19 protein-coding genes are annotated in these 22,190 nt (G+C 40.5%); 9 read left to right on the plus strand and 10 right to left on the minus strand.

Annotated elements, in window-relative coordinates; translation table 11 throughout:
- The first annotated feature begins 37 nt into the window (after nt 1-37).
- Complete coding sequence (locus FTU91_RS03940) at nt 38-1,468, plus strand: pyridoxal phosphate-dependent aminotransferase (RefSeq protein ID WP_180043527.1); 1,431 nt, start codon at nt 38-40, stop codon at nt 1,466-1,468.
- Nucleotides 1,469-1,543: 75 nt separating this feature from the next.
- Here the strand turns inward: FTU91_RS03940 and FTU91_RS03945 are convergent, their stop codons facing one another.
- Complete coding sequence (locus tag FTU91_RS03945; RefSeq protein WP_180081047.1) at nt 1,544-3,520, minus strand: acyltransferase family protein; 1,977 nt, start codon at nt 3,518-3,520, stop codon at nt 1,544-1,546.
- A gap of 230 nt (nt 3,521-3,750) precedes the next feature.
- Here FTU91_RS03945 and FTU91_RS03950 point away from each other — a divergent pair, with 230 nt between their 5' ends.
- A complete protein-coding gene (locus tag FTU91_RS03950) occupies nt 3,751-4,929 on the plus strand; it encodes a YbfB/YjiJ family MFS transporter (protein ID WP_180081049.1) in 1,179 nt (392 codons plus the stop codon).
- A 274-nt stretch (nt 4,930-5,203) separates the two neighbouring features.
- Here FTU91_RS03950 and icd read toward each other — a convergent pair whose 3' ends face one another.
- Nucleotides 5,204-6,457, minus strand: coding sequence for an NADP-dependent isocitrate dehydrogenase (icd, locus tag FTU91_RS03955; RefSeq protein ID WP_166170251.1), 1,254 nt, complete (start codon nt 6,455-6,457; stop codon nt 5,204-5,206).
- Between the two features lie 194 nt (nt 6,458-6,651).
- Between icd and FTU91_RS03960 the strand changes: the two genes are divergently transcribed.
- A complete protein-coding gene (locus FTU91_RS03960; protein WP_166170249.1) occupies nt 6,652-7,443 on the plus strand; it encodes an rRNA large subunit pseudouridine synthase E in 792 nt (263 codons plus the stop codon).
- A gap of 249 nt (nt 7,444-7,692) precedes the next feature.
- Here FTU91_RS03960 and FTU91_RS03965 read toward each other — a convergent pair whose 3' ends face one another.
- The gene (locus tag FTU91_RS03965) at nt 7,693-9,396 is read right to left on the minus strand and encodes a M61 family metallopeptidase (protein ID WP_180043532.1); all 1,704 of its coding nucleotides are present in this window, start codon (nt 9,394-9,396) and stop codon (nt 7,693-7,695) included.
- 180 nt (nt 9,397-9,576) lie between these two features.
- Between FTU91_RS03965 and FTU91_RS03970 the strand changes: the two genes are divergently transcribed.
- The gene (locus tag FTU91_RS03970) at nt 9,577-10,887 is read left to right on the plus strand and encodes a D-alanyl-D-alanine carboxypeptidase PBP6B (RefSeq protein ID WP_180043534.1); all 1,311 of its coding nucleotides are present in this window, start codon (nt 9,577-9,579) and stop codon (nt 10,885-10,887) included.
- A gap of 446 nt (nt 10,888-11,333) precedes the next feature.
- Nucleotides 11,334-11,816: a peptidylprolyl isomerase gene (gene slyD, locus FTU91_RS03975; protein WP_092819263.1), complete on the plus strand. Its 483-nt coding sequence runs from the start codon at nt 11,334-11,336 to the stop codon at nt 11,814-11,816.
- Between the two features lie 121 nt (nt 11,817-11,937).
- On the opposite strand, the gene FTU91_RS03980 is transcribed toward slyD, so the two are convergent.
- The 3 genes from FTU91_RS03980 to rnk form a co-directional block, all read right to left on the minus strand.
- Nucleotides 11,938-12,636 carry a Crp/Fnr family transcriptional regulator gene (locus FTU91_RS03980; protein WP_180081051.1) on the minus strand — a complete coding sequence of 233 codons (699 nt, stop codon included), beginning with the start codon at nt 12,634-12,636 and terminating at the stop codon, nt 11,938-11,940.
- Between the two features lie 149 nt (nt 12,637-12,785).
- Nucleotides 12,786-13,757, minus strand: coding sequence for a TauD/TfdA family dioxygenase (locus FTU91_RS03985; RefSeq protein ID WP_180081053.1), 972 nt, complete (start codon nt 13,755-13,757; stop codon nt 12,786-12,788).
- Nucleotides 13,758-14,165: 408 nt separating this feature from the next.
- Nucleotides 14,166-14,570, minus strand: a complete 405-nt coding sequence (gene rnk, locus FTU91_RS03990) for a nucleoside diphosphate kinase regulator (protein WP_180043788.1) — start codon at nt 14,568-14,570, stop codon at nt 14,166-14,168.
- A gap of 24 nt (nt 14,571-14,594) precedes the next feature.
- Between rnk and FTU91_RS03995 the strand changes: the two genes are divergently transcribed.
- The gene (locus FTU91_RS03995) at nt 14,595-14,762 is read left to right on the plus strand and encodes a hypothetical protein (RefSeq protein ID WP_171263132.1); all 168 of its coding nucleotides are present in this window, start codon (nt 14,595-14,597) and stop codon (nt 14,760-14,762) included.
- Here FTU91_RS03995 and glyA read toward each other — a convergent pair.
- Both glyA and FTU91_RS04005 read right to left on the minus strand, forming a co-directional pair.
- Nucleotides 14,737-15,990: a serine hydroxymethyltransferase gene (glyA, locus tag FTU91_RS04000; protein ID WP_086195022.1), complete on the minus strand. Its 1,254-nt coding sequence runs from the start codon at nt 15,988-15,990 to the stop codon at nt 14,737-14,739. The genes FTU91_RS03995 and glyA overlap by 26 nt on opposite strands.
- Before the next feature lie 154 nt (nt 15,991-16,144).
- Complete coding sequence (locus FTU91_RS04005) at nt 16,145-17,395, minus strand: alpha/beta fold hydrolase (protein ID WP_180081054.1); 1,251 nt, start codon at nt 17,393-17,395, stop codon at nt 16,145-16,147.
- Nucleotides 17,396-18,012: 617 nt separating this feature from the next.
- Here FTU91_RS04005 and FTU91_RS04010 point away from each other — a divergent pair.
- The 3 genes from FTU91_RS04010 (at nt 18,013) to FTU91_RS04020 (ending at nt 19,989) form a co-directional block, all read left to right on the plus strand.
- The gene (locus FTU91_RS04010) at nt 18,013-18,711 is read left to right on the plus strand and encodes a DUF3820 family protein (protein ID WP_180081056.1); all 699 of its coding nucleotides are present in this window, start codon (nt 18,013-18,015) and stop codon (nt 18,709-18,711) included.
- A gap of 85 nt (nt 18,712-18,796) precedes the next feature.
- Complete coding sequence (locus tag FTU91_RS04015; RefSeq protein ID WP_180043794.1) at nt 18,797-19,423, plus strand: hypothetical protein; 627 nt, start codon at nt 18,797-18,799, stop codon at nt 19,421-19,423.
- A 212-nt stretch (nt 19,424-19,635) separates the two neighbouring features.
- Nucleotides 19,636-19,989 carry a hypothetical protein gene (locus FTU91_RS04020; RefSeq protein WP_257221646.1) on the plus strand — a complete coding sequence of 118 codons (354 nt, stop codon included), beginning with the start codon at nt 19,636-19,638 and terminating at the stop codon, nt 19,987-19,989.
- A 97-nt stretch (nt 19,990-20,086) separates the two neighbouring features.
- Here the strand turns inward: FTU91_RS04020 and FTU91_RS04025 are convergent, their stop codons facing one another.
- Nucleotides 20,087-20,305, minus strand: a complete 219-nt coding sequence (locus FTU91_RS04025; RefSeq protein ID WP_180043796.1) for a hypothetical protein — start codon at nt 20,303-20,305, stop codon at nt 20,087-20,089.
- 1,072 nt (nt 20,306-21,377) lie between these two features.
- The gene (locus FTU91_RS04030; RefSeq protein ID WP_180043798.1) at nt 21,378-22,178 is read right to left on the minus strand and encodes a sulfite exporter TauE/SafE family protein; all 801 of its coding nucleotides are present in this window, start codon (nt 22,176-22,178) and stop codon (nt 21,378-21,380) included.
- Nucleotides 22,179-22,190: the final 12 nt, after the last annotated feature.

Below are 22,190 nucleotides of genomic sequence, written 5' to 3' on the forward strand. Positions count from 1 at the left end.
TGTTAGGCTTAATCCTACTCTTGCTCAGGATTAAAAAATGTCGCAGAAAAAGAGCGTAATTTTTAAAAATCTGCTGCCTGTGATTAAACAATATCAACAGACAGGTTTTACGCATGAAAAAATTGTTGCTTTACTCAGAGATGAACATCATCTCGATCTGGTAACAACCGAGACATTTAAAAGCTATTTATACCGTTATGCAAAAGTGACCTCCACTCTTTCCGAGAACATAAAAATGCCGAACACTTTCCACACCCCACGCGAAATTAAAAAATCGTCTAAGCTCGAGCATGTATGCTACGACATTCGCGGACCTGTGTTACGAGCGGCCAACGAAATGGAAGAAGCCGGGCATAAGATTATTAAACTGAATATCGGTAACCCTGCCCCATTCGGTTTCGAAGCGCCGCAAGAAATTATTAATGATGTCGCTTTAAACCTGCCCAATGCGGTAGGTTATACCGATTCAAAAGGGATTTTCCCTGCGCGTAAGGCAATCTGCCAGTATTACCAGCAAAAAGGCATTCTCAACATGCATGTGAATGATGTGTATGTAGGTAATGGGGTGTCTGAACTGATCGTAATGGCGATGCAGGGCTTGCTGGATGACGGCGATGAAATGCTGGTGCCTATGCCGGATTATCCATTATGGACAGCTGCCGTAAACCTGTCTGGTGGTACCGCAATTCACTATAAATGTGATGAGGAAAACTTCTGGTATCCAGACATTGCGGATATGGAAAGTAAAATCACACCCAATACCCGTGGTATTGTGATTATCAATCCAAACAACCCGACGGGTGCAGTATATCCACGTCATGTATTGCAACAAATTGTTGATCTGGCAAAAAAATATGACCTGATTTTGTTCGCTGACGAAATTTACGACAAAATTATTTATGATGGCATTGAGCATGTTGCTGTTGCTGCACTTGCCGGTGACCAGCTCTGCATCTCGTTTAATGGTCTGTCTAAAGCGTATCGTATTGCAGGTTTCCGTTCAGGCTGGATGGCCATTACCGGTGATAAATCACGTGCCTTAGACTATATTGAAGGCTTGGACATGTTGGCATCGATGCGCCTATGTGCCAACCATCAGGCGCAATATGCCATTCAAACTGCTTTAGGCGGTTATCAGTCGATTAATGACCTGATCCGTCCGGGTGGCCGTTTATATGAGCAACGCAATATTGCCTGGGAAATGCTAAATGACATTCCGGGTGTCTCTTGCGTAAAACCGGAAGGTGCCATGTACTGTTTTCCTAAACTGGATCCGGAAATTTACCCAATTGAAGATGATGAAAAATTCATGCTCGACTTATTGCGTGCGGAAAAAGTGTTACTGGTTCAAGGAACCGGTTTTAACTGGCCGACTCCAGACCATTTCCGCGTGGTATTCTTGCCGGCCGAAAATGAATTACGTGAAGCGATTACCCGTTTAGGTCGCTTCCTGTCAAAAATGCGCTAATGTCCTGATTTCGGAGATTGCTAAAAAAACCGCGTTTGATCACGCGGTTTTTTTTGTGCCTGCTGTTAGCCAGTGCTAGTCTTTGAGCGGATTGCCAAACTGTTTTAAATATTCAGCACCTAATTCTCTAGAACCCTGATTATTAATATGATTACTGTCTTTATTCCGATATAAAGGCACATGATTAATCATAATTTTACACGCCTGCTGATCACACATTGCCTTGGTTGGATCAATAATTTTCAGGTCAGGGTATTGCCGTTTTGCCTCTGCAACAATTCGGTTAAATTGTAGTAACTGTGTCTCATAATTCTTTCTTGAGATACTACATGGCGCATGGGTATGTAAAATTTCATTGCGAAGGTTACAGTCTGCCGGCACCCCGTCTCTATCTAGCCGAGGGACATCATTCAGCAGAATGACCTGATCACTGGACTGAGAAGCAATCCTCAAGGCTTTCATAAAACCGGTTTTAAATATCTCTGCATTGGAATGATGAACACCATCTTGCAGTTTCACTTCACCATCAAAATATGGCACATAAGAACCGGCTAAAATAATGGTGCGGTAATGTGTTTTTGCAAGATGGGCAGTAATCGCATCATTTCTTAATTTAAATTCGCTCAGCTCTTCCCAGCGATTAAAATTAGATTCAAAACGCCGCACTCCAGGTAAATAGAAGGTTGAACTTTGTGTGACATCATAACCGCGTAAATTGGCATCTTTGGCCCAGACATCCAGCATTGCGCTATAAGCGTTGGCATGCGAATCACCAATCAACAAAAAATCGATAGCCGTTTTCCGCTTGCCCAATACACAGTCATCCTGTTGTGGTAAAGCTTTCGGGTCCTCAATATCCATACATTTATTTCGGATGATATGGGCAAATGAGTTGAGTGCTTCCTGTTTAAGATAAACAGAATGTGGAAACCGGTCTGGAAAACCCTGATTGATATTGACGGTCTTGGCAATGGCGATAAAACTAAGGGCTGGCAGCAGAAAACCAATAATGATCACCTTGTAATTCGCCGCCATCACAAAACGTTTGCTGGGTTTTTCGATGAGCTGATAGGTTAAAAATGCCAACAGGATGGACAATAATACAACCACCACCTGATTTTCGACATTTAATGGCTGCATATAAATGCCGAATAACACGATAATCGGCCAGTGCCATAAATACAAGGGATAAGAAATTCTTCCGATCCAGGTGCTTAAACGATTGCTCAGTAACACATTACTTGAGGGTGAACATTGCCCGAGATAAATGATAAATGCAGTTGCCAAACACGGGATCAGCGCCATTGCGCCAGGAAAAGGTGTCTGTTGGTTAAAATATACTGCTGTGGCAAACAACGTGATTAAGCTACCCCAAACCAGACTTTGTCGTAATTTTTCCGGAATTTTGAGCTGAGGCAGGAAGCCAATCAATGCACCAATCAGCAACTCAAAGGCACGTACCGGCATACTGTAATAGGCCTTCTCTGCATTTTGCATTAACGTGTGCTGGGCATAAAATAGTAAAGTCACGATTAATGTCGTGATGATGGCCCAGGTATATTTACGCGACACCTTTCCAACAAACAGCAACAACAATAACGGCCAGAAAATATAAAACTGCTCTTCAACCCCAAGCGACCATAAATGCAATAAAGGAATACCTTCGGCATCCTGACTAAAGTAATCTCCCACCTCATTGCGCATATAGATATTCGCTATGAGCAGAGTGGCATACATCACACTGTCAAAATATTGCGTCAGATCCCCAGGTAGCATCACCTGCCAGGCAATAATACTGACAACGCTGAGTACGGTAAAATAAGCAGGTGCCAGGCGTACCACACGTTTCTTGTAAAACCGTGCAATAGAAAACCGTTTGCACTGAATATCGTGGGTTAAAATGAGGGTAATTAAATAACCTGAAATGACAAAAAAGATATCCACACCAATATATCCTCCTGAAAAGAAAGATAATCCGACATGGTTAAAAATCACCAATAAAACGGCGATTGCCCTTAAGCCATCGATATCAGCACGATAGGAGAAATTCATCATTTCACAAAGTATAATAAAGAAGCAAAATTGTATGCCTTTATTCAGAAAACTCAATTTACAAAATAAAAGATTTATATCTTGGCCAATTTTATAGAACCACTCTTAAAGATTACTTAATCACGTATGCATGCGTGTTTTTATAGTGTTTATTTGTTCTGATCCTGTTTATTGTTCGGTACACATGCTATTTATATGATGAATGAATAATAAATACTGTGAGTACATGGATGTCCTCAACCAATATCAAGCTTAGTCTTTTTTTATGCCTCAGTATGTGCTTGGGGATTGGTATTTTACGTTTCTCCTATACCGCCTTGTTACCCAGCACGCGTGAAGCGTTTGATTGGTCAACAGGTTTTGCCAGTCTTTTAGGTAGTGCCAATTTACTCGGTTATCTGATGGGTGCTTTTGCAGCCATGCGACTACCTCAAAACAAAAGCATGACCCTATATATTCAGATAGCTGCAATTGCCGGAATGTTCAGTTTAATGTGCTGTGCATTTTCCGGTTTTCCGCAAGCCTGGTATATTTTTTGGCGTGTAATTTCGGGAATCAGTGGCGGCCTGCTGATGATTTTATCCCCGAGTGTGGTGGCACAATGCTGTGAGATTCAGGACCGTTTTAAAATCAATTTTATTGGTTTTAGCGGAATTGGTCTGGGAGTTTTATTGGCGACCCTGTTCCTGCCTTATCTGGACCAAATTTCCATACAGACTGCCTGGCTGATTTTATGTGGTTTCGCGCTGATTATTTGTGCCTGCTTAAGTATTTTACTGCAACAATTTAAGCATCATCTGTCTGCACAAACAGTGCAGGCTCAATCTAAAACTCCACTCAACACAATCTTTTATAGTTTGCTGGTTGTGTATGCCTGCAGTGCATTTGCCTATATTCCACATTCATTATTCTGGATTGACTACCTGAGCCATGAACTGGGTCTGAACCTGTTCTGGATCAATTTCAACTGGATTCTGTATGGCTTAGGAAGTGCTTTCGGGGCTTTTACTGCCTATTCACTGGCAAGAAAATTTGGCAATTTTTTCGCCCTGAAAATTCTTTACAGTCTGTATATAGTAGCCATTTTTATTGCAACCTTAAACACCAGTTCAGTGCTGACTTTTGCTTCTTCCTTTTTTACCGGCATGCTCAATCCGGCAGTGGTGTTTTTAACCTCCTATACCATTCTGCAACTCTATGGTCTGGCGTATAAAAAGCTCTGGAGTATTGCCACACTATGCTTTGCATCTGTGCAGCTGATTGGCGGATTAAGTTTTAGCACTCTGCAACATTTTGGCGTGACTTATCATCAACAGTTTGTCTTGGCTGCGATAGTTTTATTATTGGGAACATTACAACTGGTCTGGCATACTCGTACAGCTAAATTCAAAACCAGTGAGCCAGCATAACCTGTTTCGATTCAGGCAGATGGCATACATATGCCTGCTGCACCACCAGATACCGGGACTGACCTCCAAAAATGAGCATAACGGTCGCAATAAGATGCATACTGACTTTCTTGCTCGCGTTTGTTCGATGCTAGAACATACCGCTTAACTATTCATGCTATTGTGCAGATTGCATGATAAATTTCGCTCCTGATCTATAAAACATCGTGTACCGTAACCATAAAAAACCCGCGACATGCGCAGGTTTTTTTCATACAGATTCAGGTCAAATGACTTATTCCATATTGTTAATGACCGCCTGACCAAATTCCGAACAACGTAACAAAGTCGCGTCCGGCATTAAACGTTCAAAGTCATAGGTCACTGTTTTATTGGCAATCGCACCGGAAATACCCTTGATGATCAAGTCAGCCGCTTCAGTCCAGCCCATGTCACGCAGCATCATTTCAGCAGAAAGAATAATTGAACCCGGATTGACTTTGTCCTGACCGGCATATTTAGGAGCAGTCCCGTGAGTCGCCTCATACATCTGGATGGCTCCGCCGATATTGGCACCCGGTGCAATCCCGATACCGCCCACTTCGGCAGCAAGCGCGTCAGAAATATAGTCACCGTTTAGGTTCAGCGTGGCAATCACCGAGTAATCGGCAGGACGCATCAAAATTTGTTGCAGGAAGGCATCCGCAATCACATCTTTAATGATAATGTCTTTACCAGTTTTAGGGTTTCTGATTTTAACCCATGGCCCACCATCCAGAAGTTCGCCACCAAAACGCTCAAGCGCAACTTCATAGCCCCATTCCTTGAATGCACCTTCGGTGTACTTCATGATGTTGCCTTTGTGAACCAGCGTCACGCTTGGCTTGTCATTATCAATCGCAAACTGGATCGCTTTACGAACCAGACGCTGAGTACCTTCTTTAGATACCGGTTTAATCCCGATCCCGCAATTCTCTTCGAAACGGATTTTTGTCACACCCATTTCTTCTTTCAGGAATCGAATGATTTTTTTGGCTTCTGGTGAATCTGCTTTCCATTCAATACCTGCATAGATATCTTCAGAGTTTTCACGGAAAATCACCATGTCCGTCAGTTCAGGATGTTGAACCGGAGAAGGTACGCCTTCAAACCAGCGCACTGGACGTACACATACGTACAGGTCTAATTCCTGACGTAATGCAACGTTTAGAGAACGGATACCGCCGCCAACCGGGGTTGTTAACGGGCCTTTAATAGAAACAACAAATTCACGAAGAGCTTCAAAGGTTTCTTCCGGCATGTAAGTGCCGTAGATTTTGTCTGCTTTTTCGCCGCAGTATACTTCCATCCACTCGATCGAACGTTTACCAGCGTAAGCTTTTAGAACCGCAGCATCAACCACTGCTTTCATGGCCGGTGTAATATCTACACCAATACCGTCACCTTCAATAAAAGGAATAATAGGATTGTTTGGAACATTGAGTGACAAGTCTGCATTTACGGTAATTTTGCTACCATCCGCAGGAACAACGATCTTCTGATAACCCATTGTCTAGGTTCTCCCTTTGTATCTAGCGATATCTAAAAATAATTGCCGATTAGGCAATACTTTCGTCCTTTCTTAACGCATAATAGTTTAATTGAATTCCATTGTGTTTAAGATTTATACGGGAAATAACAACATTTCCCCATTGAATAAAACTTAACCTTTTTAGTCTTATGTAATTAAAGAAGTTATTTGCTATGAAAATCGTCATTCTCAATAAACCTTATGACGTCCTCTCCCAATTCCGTAAAGACGAAGCACACATGACCATGGCTGACTTCGTAGACGATCCGACTTTGCGTTTGGCGGGTCGCTTAGATATGGACTCTGAAGGTTTAGTTTTTTTAACCGACCACGGCGGTTTAAACCAATTTATTACCAACCCGGCCAACAAGAAGTTTAAAACCTATCTGGTACAGGTTGAAGGTGATGTCACTGAAGAAGCGCTTGAACAGCTGCGTAAAGGGGTTGAACTGAAAGATGGTATGACCCTTCCGGGCAAAGCCATTAAAGTGCAACAGCCAGAATGGTTATGGGACCGTGATCCACCAGTTCGTTTCCGTGCATCTGTGCCCACCTCTTGGATTGAAATTTCAATCTGTGAAGGTCGTAACCGCCAGGTTCGCCGTATGACTGCTGCGGTAGGTTTTCCAACTTTACGTTTGATTCGTACGAAAATTGGTTCTATTGATCTTGTTCAATTGGGTTTACAACCAGGTGAAACCAAAGAAATCGAGCCTTTGTTATACCCGGACTTTAAAGATGTACCTGCGGAAGAACCTTACCGTTCACGTTCTTATGTGAAAAAACCGGGTGGTACAGGCGGTAAGCCAATGGTTCGCAAGAACAAAGATGGTTCCGTGAAGAAGTCATCTGGTACGAAACGTATCTGGCAAATGGATGAAAGCGAGAAACCGCGTCGTAAGACCAATGGTACAACGCGTCCGAATACCAAAGCACCGCGTGGGCGTGGGCGTGGTCGCGGTTAATTTTTAGTATTCAAATTAAAGCTCACGAAAGTGGGCTTTTTTCTTTAATAAGTATTATAGATTTAACTTGTCATATGCTTCATCAACTTGGCTCAATATATAGTACGTCTTAATCTGATGCCAATTATTTTCTTCCTTGAAAAATCCTGCAAAATAACTGGTTCTTCTCTTTTTATTGATTTTTCTTTAGATAAATAAAAAACCGACGCCTAAGCATCGGTTTTACATGAAGTTTAAAGAGTATACAAATTAAGCCTTTAACCACTTCTCAGCTTTGGCCTGATCTTCAACTTTGAGTTCAACTTCCGTCAATTCAGAACCACCCGCCTGAACTTCAAAAGTCATTAACTCATCACGGCGGAAAGCTAGTACAGTGTACGTTCCCTCTTGTTTTGCATATTTTTCAACAAGTTTAGTCGTTGCTTTCAAGCCATCAATCGCGATAACAACATCTTGGGCAGAAAGACCTGCTTTCCCCCCTGAACCTTCTCGACGTGCAGTTTGAATCACCACACCTTCAGGTTTATCGGCAAGCTTTAAGCCAAATGGCAAAGACTTGTCATTTTTAACGTCAAAACTTAAACCAAATTCGGGAAGCAACTGATCTAACGGCAATTCATCTGTGGTATTGATCAAATGATTGATCTGTTCAAGCCAGTTATCACCGGTCAACTCATTACACAATTCGAAGATGGTACGTTCATTAACTTGAACACCATTTTGCGCATTTTTATACAATTTACGCATTAAGGCATCCAGGCTTGAACCGCGCAAACGCAAGCCCAAGTCCAGACACAGCGCTACTAAACAACCCTTGTTGTAGTAGCTGGTGCCGGCGTTATTGGAGTTTTCATCCTGACGGTAGAATTTAACCCAAGCATCAAAACTTGAATCTGCAACGGTTTGAATCGCGCGTCCCGGATTTTGTAAATAGCGGTCAATCTGTGCTTTTAACAATTTCAGATATGATTCTTGAGAAATCACCCCACTACGTAGCAATATCAAATCGTCATAATACGAAGTGAAACCTTCAAAAATCCAAAGCAGCGAAGTGTAGCCTTCTTTGTTTAAATCATAATTGACGAAATTTTCAGGACGAATAAATTTTACCAACCAAGAGTGGAAATATTCATGACTGCATAAACCCAGGAAACGCTGATAATCCGCTGATGGTTCAGCAGGTTCATCTGCTTTAGGCAAGTCATCACGCGGGGTAATCAGACTGGTACTGTTCGGATGCTCCAAGCCTCCATAGCTATTGCCTGTCGCCATAGTCATAAAGGTATAATCGCTAAATGGTGCAGAACCAAACATTGAAATTTCAGTGCTACATATTTTTTCAATGTCTTGCTGCATACGCGCCGCATTCATGGCATGTTTGCCAGACACCACAAATTCATGCGGGATACCATTAGCTTCAAAGCTAAAACGTGTTTGTTCTGCCAGCTCAAAGGGTGAATCAATCAACTGGGCATAGTTATCCGCCTTTAAGGTATAACGACCTTTAACCAGACTTTTAGCCATTAAACCGGTTGCCAGCTGGAAATGTTTCAGTTCATCTGGAAGGAACACTTCAACTTCAACCGCTTTATCTTCCTGCCCTTCTAGTCCCAAACATGCACAGGCCGGATTCACATAGAGACGTGTTTGGTCCACATAGGCACCGCGTACAGACAAGTCATAGGCATAGACATCATATTCCACCGTAATCAGTTCATGATCGGTATTAAATAAACGCCATTTATTCTTCTCAAATTTCTGAATTTGTAAAATGCGCCCATCTTCATCATAAGCACGAACTGACTCAATATGCTTTGAAAATTCGCGAATCAGATAGCTACCCGGAATCCAGGTCGGTAGAGAAAGGACTTGAGTTGGATCAGCTAAAAAGCGAAGTGTCACGTGAATAAGATGCTGACGATAATCGTCAAATTCGATTTGATAATGCAACATAATGGGCAATATAAAATATAAAAAAGTTAACTTAACAATTAGCTTAGCATTTTTTGTCCGGCAATGCTGAACTGTCGCAATTGTCTGCAATTCCGACTAGCCATTCTTAAAAAAAAGGCATAGCATTCCTCATATTTTTTGCATTTCTACCACCAATGGATTGGTAAATAAGGAAGATCATTGAAAGCTGTCATCTATCTCCTCGCATCCTTAAGTTTATTGTGTTCCACGATAGTCAATGCTGCATTACTCAACCTTGTTCCTGAAAGCGTTGAAGCCCAGGCATGGACCATTCTTGATACCCAATCAGGTCAAGTCATTGCAGAGCACAATAGCCATGAGCAACGTGCACCGGCATCCATGACCAAAATGATGGTTGCGTATATTGCATTGAAAGAAATTGAAGCCGGTCATTTAAAAAAGGATGAAATCATCACGGCGACACCAGTGGTAAAAATGGTGCAGTGGGATGAGTCGCAAATGTATCTTAAACAAGGTGATCAGATTACTGTAGATCAGCTTCTGGCAGGTTTGATCGTGATGTCAGCCAATGATGCGGCAGTGACCTTGGCAGAACGTATTTCAGGTACTGTACCAGCTTTCATCCAACGCATGAATAAAGAAGCCAAAGCCTTAGGAATGAAGGATACGCATTTTGCCAATGCACCAGGCGTGACCATGCCGGACCATTACTCATCTGCTCATGACATGGCCCTGCTGGGTCAAGCACTGACCGTTCAGACGCCTGAATATCTGCATTATTCAGTCATGCCAAGTTTCAGCTATAACCAGCGTTTTCACCGCGCAACCAATCTGGCACTCAAGTTTGACCCAAGTGTGGATGGTTTAAAAACAGGTTTCACTAAAGCGGCAGGTTATAACCTGGCTTTGACTGCACACCGCCCTACTGGTAATCCTGCACTACCTGAACGTCGCCTGATTGTGGTGGTGATGGGTACAAAAAATGCATTAAAACGTGCAGAAGTTGCCCACACCCTGATGGATATGGCCTATACCTATACCCGTAATGAGGTCGCGATTAAAGACAAGCAGCTGATTGCTGAATTGCCGGTGGTGAAATCTACTTTAAAAATGTTTAAACTGGAAACCAGCAAACCGCAAATTGTGACGACGTCTTTATATGATCAGCCTTATGCGATTGATCTGCAAACTTATGATACGGTCAATCAGCGTGTTATGCTGAATACAGGCAATGGTACGATTCAAGCCATTGAGCCCTTACAAGAAACCAAGACCCACTTAAATGTTGAAATCACGGAAAAATACCTGACTGCTCCTTTAGCCAAAGTTATGCAACTGGCCACCGTGCAGGTTTATCAAAATAACCAGTTGATCCGCACCATTGCCATTGAAAATGATGTGCAAATTGAAGAAGCCAATTTTTTCCAGAAAATTGCCCTCTGGTTTAAACAGCTTTTTAGTTTTTTCTCAAGCGATGACATTCGGGTCAAAATTTATCCTCTACGCTAAAGGATGAATAGTTTTGACTTGAGTCAGATGACAGAACAATCTTATTCATAAAATAATCATTTGGATAAAAGTAATAAAAAGAAGATGGTAAGTATATATCATCTTCTTTTTACTGACCAATAATGACTGCTAAATGCCTGACAGCTCAAATTCAACTTTCCTCCCTGTCCCCGTATAGTATGCTCAAATTTCCCACTCAAAGTCTTGTCGTGTTGTTAAACCATTATCAAACTACTGGCGTATGACTGGACAAATCAAGAGCTCTGGATTTTGTCACAAGAAAAACAGCTAAAAAGATTAAAATTTCATTGAAATTAAAAAAACCATCCCCACTATTAAAAAAACACCATAAGAGTGGGAAAAATGCAGATTTTTGCTAAATCTAGTCTACAAAACCTACTTTTCACTTTATGATGTACCCTTAAAAAATTGAATGGATCAATAACATGACTGCTATTGCAAATGACCTCGTGGTTTCTTTCCACTACACGTTGACTAACGCAGAGGGCGAAACTCTCGACCAATCACAAGGTGAACCACTTGCATATTTGCACGGTGCGGGCAACATCATCCCTGGTTTAGAAAACGCTTTAGAAGGCAAAACTGTTGGTGAAAAATTCACTGTAAACGTTCCTGCTGCTGAAGGTTATGGTGAATACAACCCTGACCTCGTACAAGAAGTTCCAGCTCAAATGTTCCAAGGTGTAGACAACATCCAACCTGGTATGCAATTCCAAGCTCAAACTGATGATGGCGTTCAAATCGTGACTGTTAAAGCAGTTGAAGGCGACAACGTTGTTGTAGATGCTAACTTCCCACTTGCTGGCCAAGATTTAACTTTCGAAGTTGAAATCGTTGAAATTCGTGCAGCTTCTGCTGAAGAATTAGAACACGGTCACGTACACGGTGCTGGTGGTCATCACCACTAAGATCGCCCGCGATCATAAAAGGCAAAGTTTTGACTTTGCCTTTTTTATTGCCTTGAATTTTTTATCCCATTCAATTATCCGCAATCATTTCAGTGAGCAGGGCAATTTTTCAGCCATCTCTTTAGAACTGGCTAAGCTGTTTTAGGCGCTGCATATCGATAATCCTGATCTGGCTATAATTCCACTCTACAATGCGTTGCTGGATAAAATATTGTAGTTGCTTGTTTAAGGTTTGCCGGGACACATGCAGTAATTCGGCAAATTCCTGCTGGCTCATTTTAAATTGAATGGTTGATTTTTCCTGACCTACTGGTCTTGCCTGTTGACCCAAGGTTATTAAATGACGTGCAATTTTTTGCGTCATATTCGCAGTTTGCAGATAACGGTTTTTCTCCATCAAACCATACATCCGTTCACTCAGTAATTGAATGATCTGCCACATGGCTTGCGGCTGCTGTTGTAATTGTTCCAGAAAAACCTGACCTGAAATTACAGCCACTTCAACTACTTCTACTGCATAAAAATCAAAATTCAGCGGTTTTTTCTGTAAAAATGGCACCAGATTAAATACCGAATACATTTTCACATAATCACTGACTTTAAACTCGCCATCACTGAGCAGCCAGCCAATCTGCATCCGTCCGGACAACAGTACATAGATATCGTTCATTTTTTGCTGATAATGCAAGATCTGTTGCTGTGGTAAAAAACGCAGATATTTCACATGCTGCAATAAGGTTTGATGGGATTGTGCATTGAATGCAGAAAACACTGCATCCTGCCCAAAAATCTGCTGTAATTTTTCTGCGCGACTGAGCATATGAAATTTATGATCTCATTCAAAATAAAAAACCTAATATATAAATACTAGGTTTTTTATATGCTTAAACCAACCAACTTTTAGCGCTATGTATATCTCGAATTCAGATCACTACGAGTCCATACAGCCTAAATCAATACATCTAACCATTAAGATGCTTTTTCTAAAATTTGACCATTTTCAAAGGTAAAATTGGAAATGTCCTGTTTAACCACTTTCTTCAGGTTCACACTTGGGCGACCATCTACACCAACTGGAATATCCCCTTCAATGGTAACACGACGCACAACACGCAGCTCATCCCCATAATCATTAATCGCACGGTGCTGTGTGGCACGGTTATCCCAGATGGCAACATCACCTACACTCCAGCGCCAACGCACAATGTTTTCTAAATTCACGGCGTAATCCTGGAATAAATCAAACAGGCGGCGTGAATCCTGGCTGTTATAACCTACAAAGCGTTTAAAGAAGTGACCCAATAACAGGGTCTTTTCCCCACTTTCAGGATGCACGCGCACCAATGGATGCTCTGTTTCATATTCGGTTGAATTGAATAGCGCACGATATTTTTCTGCATCAATACGCGGGCTTGTGGTTACTTTAGAAGCATAGTCATAGTCGTTGCTATGTACTGCCCGTAAACTGTCTGCCAAAACTTTCAGTTCTTCTGGCAGATCGTTATAAGCTGCTGTGGTATTTGCCCAAACCGTATCACCCCCTGCTGTAGGCGCAACTATACTGCGTAAAATGGAAGCCTTTGGATAATCTTCAATAAAGCTGATGTCGGTATGCCAGGTATCTGCCCGCCCACCACGTGAATCCAGCTCAAGCACATGTGCTGTTCCACTTTTGACCGGAACGGTTGGATGATTCAAGGGCTTGCCCAATAAAGCGGCAAAGCCTTCCTGTTCATCATCAGTTAAATGCTGTTGGTTTTTAAAGAAAATAGCTTTGTACTTGATTAGAGCATGGTTAATTTCATGGACCGTGTCTTGATCTAGAGTTGAAGACAATTTAACCCCTTCAATTTCAGCACCAATACACCCGGTAATCGGTTTTACCTGAATATGTTGATATTGATAGTTCGGATCATAGGGTTTGGTTTGATTTTGGCTCATGGCGATTCCTTATATTTCAATTTTTATTGCAACGTTATGTTGTTGAAATACAGTCTGCCCTGAATAGGCCATAAACACTGTCAAAGCGTTGACAGTGATCAGCATAATACCTGCTGAAGTTTTGAACTTTCCTGATTTAGAATTTTGAGATTAGATTTCTCAACCCTAAAATTATTCAGACAATTAAAAAATACAAGCTATTAAAAAACATAAAAATGTCAAATTTTTAAAGCGATTTATTGATGATCAAGTCAAAACATTAAGAAAATAATCTGGAGAATAACATGCACCAGAGCTTTGTCGTTTCAGCATTGATGATGTGTTGTCTCGATAAAATCATTAAGCCTTAATTATTTTTATCTGTACATCAAAATAGCCCCTAAATCGGGGGCTATTTATTTTAAAAAATTATAGATAATTGCCTTCACGTTCTGGCTGATACAACACTTTTTCAATTTTCACTTTCATTAAATGACCATCTGGCTGCGGCCATTCAATTTCCTGACCCTCAGCCAATCCTAAAATTGCTGCACCGATTGGTGCAAGTACATTCACCTGTCCTTTCTCACCCAGAAAATCATGTGGGTAAACCAGGGTTATCGTAGTTGGTTCATTCGCAGGGGCAATGGTAATTGATACCCGTGCATTCATTGTCACCACATTTGCCGGCATATCCTGCGGGGCAACTACTTGAGCACGTGCAAGCTCATCTTCCAGATGCTGCATGGTTGGCGTCAGTTTAGACTGATGCTCAAGCATCGTTTCTAAACGTTCCAGATCTTGTTGTGAAATAATAATAGTGGGTTTAGCCATTTATCTGATTCCTTTGGACGAACAATGTCATTACAGCAACAGCAAAATATTTATAGCTTTTATAGGGGGATTTATTCTGTTATAGCAGAAATACCAGCTTTGAAAAATATGACTTTTAATATATATAAAAAAAGCCCCCTTGAGGGGGCTTTTCTCAAGTCAGAACTTATTTTGCGTAAACAGGGAATTTAGCGCATACAGTTTCAACTTTCGCTTTTACAGCGTTAATTACAGCTTCGTCGCCTTTGCTGTCCAGGATGTCTGCGATCCAGCCAGCAAGTTCACGTACTTCAGTTTCACCGAAACCACGAGTTGTAACAGCTGGGGTACCGATACGGATACCAGAAGTCACGAATGGAGAACGCGGGTCGTTAGGTACAGAGTTTTTGTTCACAGTGATGTGAGCAGCACCTAACCAAGCGTCAGCGTCTTTACCAGTGATGTCTTGCTTGATTAAAGACAACAAGAACAAGTGGTTTTTAGTACCGCCAGAAACTACGTCATAACCACGAGCGATTAATACTTCAGCCATTGCTTGAGCGTTCTTAACCACTTGTTGTTGGTAAGTTTTGTATTCAGGAGCCATTGCTTCTTTAAAGCAGATTGCTTTCGCTGCAACAGCGTGAACAAGTGGACCACCCTGGTTACCCGGGAATACAGCTGACTGTAATTTTTTCTCGATTTCTTCGTTTGCTTTAGCAAGGATTAAACCTGAACGCGGACCACGAAGTGTTTTATGCGTAGTCGTAGTCGTTACGTCAGCAATTTGCACTGGGCTTGGGTAAACACCAGCAGCAACCAGACCAGCTACGTGAGCCATGTCTACAAAAAGGTAAGCGCCAACTTTGTCCGCGATATCACGGAAACGCTGCCAGTCTACAACTTGGCTATAAGCAGAGAAACCAGCCACGATCATGCGTGGTTTGTGTTCTACAGCTAAACGTTCAACTTCTTCGTAATCGATTTCGCCAGTTTCCGGGTTTAAACCGTATTGAACTGCATTATAAGTTTTACCAGAGAAGCTTACTTTTGCACCGTGAGTCAAGTGACCACCGTGAGCAAGACTCATACCCAAAACTGTGTCGCCCGGGTTAAGAAGAGCTAAGTAAACAGCTGAGTTTGCTTGAGAACCAGCATGCGGTTGAACGTTAGCATAATCAGCACCAAAAAGTTCTTTAGCACGGTCAATTGCCAATTGTTCAATAACGTCTACATATTCACAACCGCCATAATAGCGTTTGCCTGGGTAGCCTTCTGCATATTTGTTAGTGAGTTTTGATCCTTGCGCTTCCATTACTGCTGGTGAGCAATAGTTTTCAGAAGCAATCAACTCGATGTGCGCTTCTTGGCGAGCATCTTCATTAGCGATTGCCTGAGCGATTTCTGGATCAAATTCGGCAATAGAGATATTGGCAAACATTAGCGAGGTCCTATTAAATTAGGGCTTTTAAGCCGTGCTAAGATTGGCGCGTATTGTAGCATGAAGTTTATAAATGTTGAGAATGAACTTTACTCAGTTTTAAATAAAAAAATGCTCATGATTAAAAAACATGAGCATATATAGTCAAAACAAATTACTGAATTGGCATCAGAGATTTTACATCTGCAATAATATTAGGAATATTTAAAGCATAGACCGTTCCATGATCCCATTTCGTTGCAGCTGATTCATCGGTCAAATAACGGATATTGGTGTTTTGTTGTATCGCTGAAGAATAAAGTACGTCAGTCACTTGTTTCGGAACGGTAGGGTCCAATGATCCCTGATAAATAATCACTGGCGTGGAGACTTTAACCTGAAGGGGCTGCGAATCTTTTTCCAAAAAGGTTTTAACTACAGGAATACCCATAAAATTCATTTGAGTACGCGGGTAATTATTTATATTGACTGAACCCTCTGTTGCCACGTAATCATCCATCCCTTTAACAAATTCCTGCTCTAACAGATCATAGCAATCAACTTCTGCATTTTTCGCAATATTATCCGTAGGAGACTTAAAAACCTGACTATATTGCAAATCAGGATGAGGATTACGCAGTCCTGCTGTAATTAATGCAGTAAATGCATCCAAAGATGACAACGTTTTAATTTTTTTATTCAGGTCGGTTTCTTTTCCCGCAGCACTTTCCCCTGCTGTCAAAATAAGCGCAAGGTTAGAAGCTGGAGCGAGGGCCACTGTTCCTTTATAGACCAAGTTAGAGGCGCGTGAAGCATATTGGGCCGCACCTAAGGCAGCTTGTCCACCTTGTGAATGTCCTACTGCCATCCATTGGTTGGATGCTTTTGTCCCCAAATAATGGCGCGCAGCGACAACCGCATCCGTAATAGAATAGGCCTCGCTTTTTACATTCAAGAAAGGATGGAGCTCATTACCATTTGGTTCTCCCAAACCTTCATAATCAGGAGCAACCACCACATAACCTGCAGTTAAAAGTTGAGCAATCATTGCTTGAATATAGATATTCAATGCATTTCGACTCGGTGCACATTGATCTGCCACACCCGTTGTACCATGCGCCCAAACCACAATTGGCCAACCTTTTGCAGGCACAGCCGTTTTCGGTGTAAAGACCAATGCAGTTGCCTGAACTTGTTTAGCATTAACCCCCAACATTTTATAAGTCATCACTACGCTTTCACCCGCCACGCTAGTCATATTTGTTTTGTTATAAACTGTGGGGGTAGAAACGACCGGGTTCTGAATATCATTGACCGGAATTCCATTATTTGGACTGTTGAAGACCGAATCACCATTTCCACTTCCACACGCTGTTAAAAGGATGACCGAACTACTGATAAACACCGTTAATAATGTTTTTTTCATTTTTGCATTTCCTTATATCTTTTTATTTTGATGATTTAAGTAATCATGAATACAAACTATTACCTTTATTTAATATTTGAACAATGCGATTTAACATCAAATAAAAAATTTAAAAAGAGACTGAATTCTTATTAATACAAATCAATGATTTTTATAAATTTTATTTTTTTACTTTTACAAATATCAAACACTATTAATTTAACAAAATATGTCTGCTTTTATTTGTCTGATTCCAGGCTTGCGTGGAGTTAGGCTATAGAAGTATTAAAAAAATCGTGAGCAAAGTGGTCTCTTCTTATGCGGCACCGATAACTAATCAACAAAACTGACCTATAAAAGCCGTCATCTAAGCGATAGCGTACAGATTAGTGAATTCATTAAACAGAAACCCAAAGGTATGCTTACGATTTCTCAAATAAACATTGATCAACATGACTGGCTATCCTGATATCCATCTCAAGCCTGTATTTCGAGTGATGCTTTCGAAGCAGTGTATTTAACCAGCAGTCCAGTACAAAAATCAGCATGAACAGGGAAAAGAGCCTATTTTCAGTTTGTATCGGTATCTTTGAAAATGGTAAATTGACTCAAACAATCGCAACAGTTATGGATCTGTCATGCAAGCAATTATTCTCGATACCGAAACCCATACTTTAAATGGACAGCCGATTGAGATTGCTTATGCACCGATCCAAATTCATGACAGCAAACTTTCCTTAGACAAGAGCAAAATTTTCGACCAGCTTTATAGTGTCGATGAACCGATTTCGTATGCAGCCATGGCAGTGCATCATATTCTGGAATCCGAGCTGGTGGGTCAGCCTCACTACACGACTTTCAGCCTTCCACAGGAAACCACGTACATTATTGGTCACAATATTGATTATGATATTCGTGCCATCGAGAAATGCGGTGTAGATACCAGCAATATAAAAGCCATTTGTACCCTTGCCCTGGCACGTTTAGTCTGGCCGGATGCTGAAGCGCACAATATTTCTGCCCTTATTTATATGATCAGCAAAGGCAGTGAAAAAGCCCGTGAAATGATTAAAAAAGCACATCGTGCCGATATGGATATTATCTTAACCGCCAATATTTTAATGCATGAAATCCATCATTTAAACATTCAAAATATTGAAGAGCTTTATCTGGCATCGGAAGACGCGCGTATTCCTCGAACCATTAATTTTGGCAAGCACCGAGGCACAGCAATAGCAGATTTACCTGCAGACTATATGCAATGGCTGCTTCGTCAGGAAGATCTGGACCCTTATTTGCGCAAGGCTCTAGAGAAAACCAGTATTGTTACACTGTAATATAATGATTTGTAATATTATTTAATATTCCTGTCATGATTGCCCCCTACAATCAGCCTTAATTTATTGCAACGTAAATTAAAGCATGACTCAATTTCATAAAACTGATTTAGGCATTGAAAGTTTAAAACAGCGTTCAATGAATCTGAATGCTCGTCAGCGCAGACTGTTACTATTGATTGGCACCGATGATTTTGATCTGCTTTCTGAACAATTCAGGCATCGTATCGCGCCACCCGAATTACTCGAACAGTTGCTGGAAATGGGACTGATCAGCCGTGCGGCTAACCCGTCCATTGAAACACCCCTGACATCCGACAACCTAGATACAGAAATTAAAACCAGCCCTGCGCTGCAAAGCACTCAACTTAAGGATCACTCTGCCGAAGAAATTTTTGTTCCCAGCATTTCCCCATCTTCAATCGCGGAGGAAAAAGCTGAGCAGGCATCCTGTCAAAATGAAGTGCAAACAACGCTAGAAATCCTTGATTTTGAACAGGTCAAGCAATTCATGGCTGAACTGCTGCAACGTCATTGCGGTTTAATGGCAAAACAGCTGATTAGCCGTATTCTGTCTGCTGACGATTTACGCAGTTTAAAACAGTGCCAGATGCAATGGATTACCACCCTACAGGAAAGCCGCATCACTCCACAGGAATTAAACCGCTACCTCAATCAGATCAATTTTTCTCTACAGAAGCTTCCAAGCTGATCAAGCTTAAGAGCTTTTTTATGTTTCATTATTTATTTAAGGTCTTAGCTATCTAAAACATATTTATTTTTATACTTATAAAACAATAAGATTTGATTTATTACACAATAACTAGATTAAATAAGAACCTATGGCGTGATTCTAAATACGACCTTAGCTGAATAGTAAAGTATTGCTAAAAACCGCATATATTAACTATTTCAGGGGAATTCATGATGACATCCTTACATTATTTAGAATTTCATCCGGCAGACCATCCCGTATACTTAAAAAAAATAGGTAATTGGGTAATAACATTTTTGAGTCCTAGAGAAGATCTGACCCATATCCAACTTGCGATTACCAGTGTGTTGCCACGCCAGGTCAGTGAAAACCTGCAACCTGTTCGAATCATTATTAATCAAACAGAAATTGAAAATCGCTGGTTAATCCAGCAAATCATCTGTTATAACAGTGCTCAAGGTAAGGATGAATTATTCAGTTGTAGTGATGCGATTGGAATCAAAGTTATTGAAAACCTGATAGAAGAGTTTAATAAATATGACGTTGAACTTAGTTTGATTTAAATATTGCTCCGTAACTCCATGTATTGATTATTTTTAATCATATTTTTATTTTTTTATAAAAACTCACCTTTAATGGTGAGTTTTTATCATATTTTCATTATTCAATAATACGATAAATACTCTTGGAAATACGGCTTTCAAAAAGCAGTTCAATACTTGGACGAATAATTTCACCTTTGACCACGATATGTTCGATCTTTTGAAATAATGAGAGTTTATGCAAAGCTGAATTTTCCGGAATTGTCTGTAATAATGCCTGTACTGCATGAATATTGCTAAATTGGTCTTTAACCTTTATCTCTATTAATTGGCTCATATTATTCCCTGCTCTCTTTATTTAAATAAACTTTTTATAGCATAAATTTTATTTATTCATAATTTAGAGATGTTAGATTTTTTGGCAATGTAATTTTTTATAAACAAATAGATGATATTTCTCTTAAACATGTTATTTAGAAAACGTTTAATTTTTATAATAAATCACCTCGATCAATTTCTTCAATTATCTAAAATAAATTCTAGAATATTGGTTCATTGGAAATTTTTTTTAGCCCTAAAAATAAGAAAGCCCGCATTACTGCGGGCTTTTATGTTGGAAGGCTAGTGCTGATTTTTTGCTTCAACCCGAAGGTTGCAAGCTCAACAAGCTGTCATTGATCCGTCCAACCACTTTGTAGCGTCTCTCGACCTACTGTATTTTTAATATAAAACTCGAAAATGAAATAGGCAACCCTGCTCAACATTTATACACAACAATTCAAAGAAACTATTATTGTATATTTTATAAATGCGTGGATAATAGATGCTGTTTTCATATTAGTTCGTATCTAATAGTTTATCTCTGCTATTTTTAGCTCAATGACAGTAAATACACTCACTGCAACGAATTCTGTACCCAATATTACCTGACAAGCTTTTCCATCTGTTGAAAAAATGCCTGCAGTTTTATCTGCAATACTGATTCTGGGAATCACAATGAGGTCTTGTCCTTTAGAATATTCCGGATATCCAAGCACAATAGTAAAGTCTGTAGAATCAATAAATATAAAATTTCCGGCTTTTCACTTTTAAAATTTCATCTAAATTTCCCCCATATTTCTTAGATTTGATTGGTCAAATTCATACAAAAATGGGTTAAATCATTCCGTATAAAGTACATAGCAATACAGTCTACTATTTTGTGAAATTATTTTTTTTCAGCACATTTCGTCCTTGTTTCAGCAAGTCAAATTTCAGTCTGGCTATTCAATGATTCTTAATGGCTCAACACCAAGTTATCTCAGTCATAATAAGACAACTGCGTCTCAGGCAATCATTCTAGCTATTGCAAAAAATACAGAAGCCCATATTCCATGAGCTTTTTCATCATACTGAAGAATAAATATGTTTCAACGCAGTCCTTTAAAAAGGAAAAAACATCCAACGATAATCAGCAATATGGCAAAACATTTTTTCAGCATTTGTGGTGATAATGCATGTGCTGCTTTTGCACCAAATTTTGCTGTAAAGAAACTCATCAGGCTAATGCCTAAAAAGGCATAAATATGTACAAAGCCAATACTATTGGGCACAGCGGTGTGGGCATTCATACCAAAAATCATAAATCCCAAAGCACCAGCAATTGCAATAGGTAAACCACATGCAGCTGAGGTTCCAACTGCTTTTTGCATGACTACACCATAATGATTTAAATAAGGCACAGTTAAGCTGCCACCGCCGATACCAAAAATTGCAGAAGCTACACCAATCCCAGCGCCTGCACCTAATTGTTTAGGCGATGAAGGCAGTACTTTATGGGTATCTACCACTTGTCTGGCACCGCTAAACATGGTGTAAGCCACCCAAAGCAAAAATACGCCAACAATCAGCTGAAGATGAATTCCAGAAAGTAATCCTGCAATTCCGGCCCCGACAAAGCCTCCTATCACCATTCCTGGTGCGAGATTTTTAAATATAGGCCATATGACTGCGCCATTCTTATGGTGAGCCATCAATGAGCTGATTGAGGTAACCACAATGGTTGCCAAAGAAGTGCCTAAGGCCAAATGCATAATGACATCAGGACGATAGTCCATTTGGGTAAAGACAATAAATAAGAGCGGGACAATAATTGTTCCACCCCCGACACCAAAGAGCCCTGCTGCAAATCCGGCAAGCGCCCCAATGGCTAAAAAAATAATAAGTTCCACAATATGCTGACT

The organism is Acinetobacter sp. YH12201, from assembly GCF_013418145.1.
In the GTDB taxonomy this organism is placed as follows: Bacteria; Pseudomonadota; Gammaproteobacteria; order Pseudomonadales; family Moraxellaceae; genus Acinetobacter.

What these genes read in the sequence shown, in the direction of transcription:
- FTU91_RS03940 (WP_180043527.1), top strand. Translation starts at nt 38, where the DNA reads ATGTCGCAGAAAAAGAGCGTAATTTTTAAAAATCTGCTGCCTGTGATT.
- FTU91_RS03945 (WP_180081047.1), bottom strand. Translation starts at nt 3,520, where the DNA reads ATGAATTTCTCCTATCGTGCTGATATCGATGGCTTAAGGGCAATCGCC.
- FTU91_RS03950 (WP_180081049.1), top strand. Translation starts at nt 3,751, where the DNA reads ATGTCCTCAACCAATATCAAGCTTAGTCTTTTTTTATGCCTCAGTATG.
- icd (WP_166170251.1), bottom strand. Translation starts at nt 6,457, where the DNA reads ATGGGTTATCAGAAGATCGTTGTTCCTGCGGATGGTAGCAAAATTACC.
- FTU91_RS03960 (WP_166170249.1), top strand. Translation starts at nt 6,652, where the DNA reads ATGAAAATCGTCATTCTCAATAAACCTTATGACGTCCTCTCCCAATTC.
- FTU91_RS03965 (WP_180043532.1), bottom strand. Translation starts at nt 9,396, where the DNA reads ATGTTGCATTATCAAATCGAATTTGACGATTATCGTCAGCATCTTATT.
- slyD (WP_092819263.1), top strand. Translation starts at nt 11,334, where the DNA reads ATGACTGCTATTGCAAATGACCTCGTGGTTTCTTTCCACTACACGTTG.
- FTU91_RS03980 (WP_180081051.1), bottom strand. Translation starts at nt 12,636, where the DNA reads ATGCTCAGTCGCGCAGAAAAATTACAGCAGATTTTTGGGCAGGATGCA.
- FTU91_RS03985 (WP_180081053.1), bottom strand. Translation starts at nt 13,757, where the DNA reads ATGAGCCAAAATCAAACCAAACCCTATGATCCGAACTATCAATATCAA.
- rnk (WP_180043788.1), bottom strand. Translation starts at nt 14,570, where the DNA reads ATGGCTAAACCCACTATTATTATTTCACAACAAGATCTGGAACGTTTA.
- FTU91_RS03995 (WP_171263132.1), top strand. Translation starts at nt 14,595, where the DNA reads ATGTCATTACAGCAACAGCAAAATATTTATAGCTTTTATAGGGGGATT.
- glyA (WP_086195022.1), bottom strand. Translation starts at nt 15,990, where the DNA reads ATGTTTGCCAATATCTCTATTGCCGAATTTGATCCAGAAATCGCTCAG.
- FTU91_RS04005 (WP_180081054.1), bottom strand. Translation starts at nt 17,395, where the DNA reads ATGAAAAAAACATTATTAACGGTGTTTATCAGTAGTTCGGTCATCCTT.
- FTU91_RS04010 (WP_180081056.1), top strand. Translation starts at nt 18,013, where the DNA reads ATGCAAGCAATTATTCTCGATACCGAAACCCATACTTTAAATGGACAG.
- FTU91_RS04015 (WP_180043794.1), top strand. Translation starts at nt 18,797, where the DNA reads ATGACTCAATTTCATAAAACTGATTTAGGCATTGAAAGTTTAAAACAG.
- FTU91_RS04020 (WP_257221646.1), top strand. Translation starts at nt 19,636, where the DNA reads ATGATGACATCCTTACATTATTTAGAATTTCATCCGGCAGACCATCCC.
- FTU91_RS04025 (WP_180043796.1), bottom strand. Translation starts at nt 20,305, where the DNA reads ATGAGCCAATTAATAGAGATAAAGGTTAAAGACCAATTTAGCAATATT.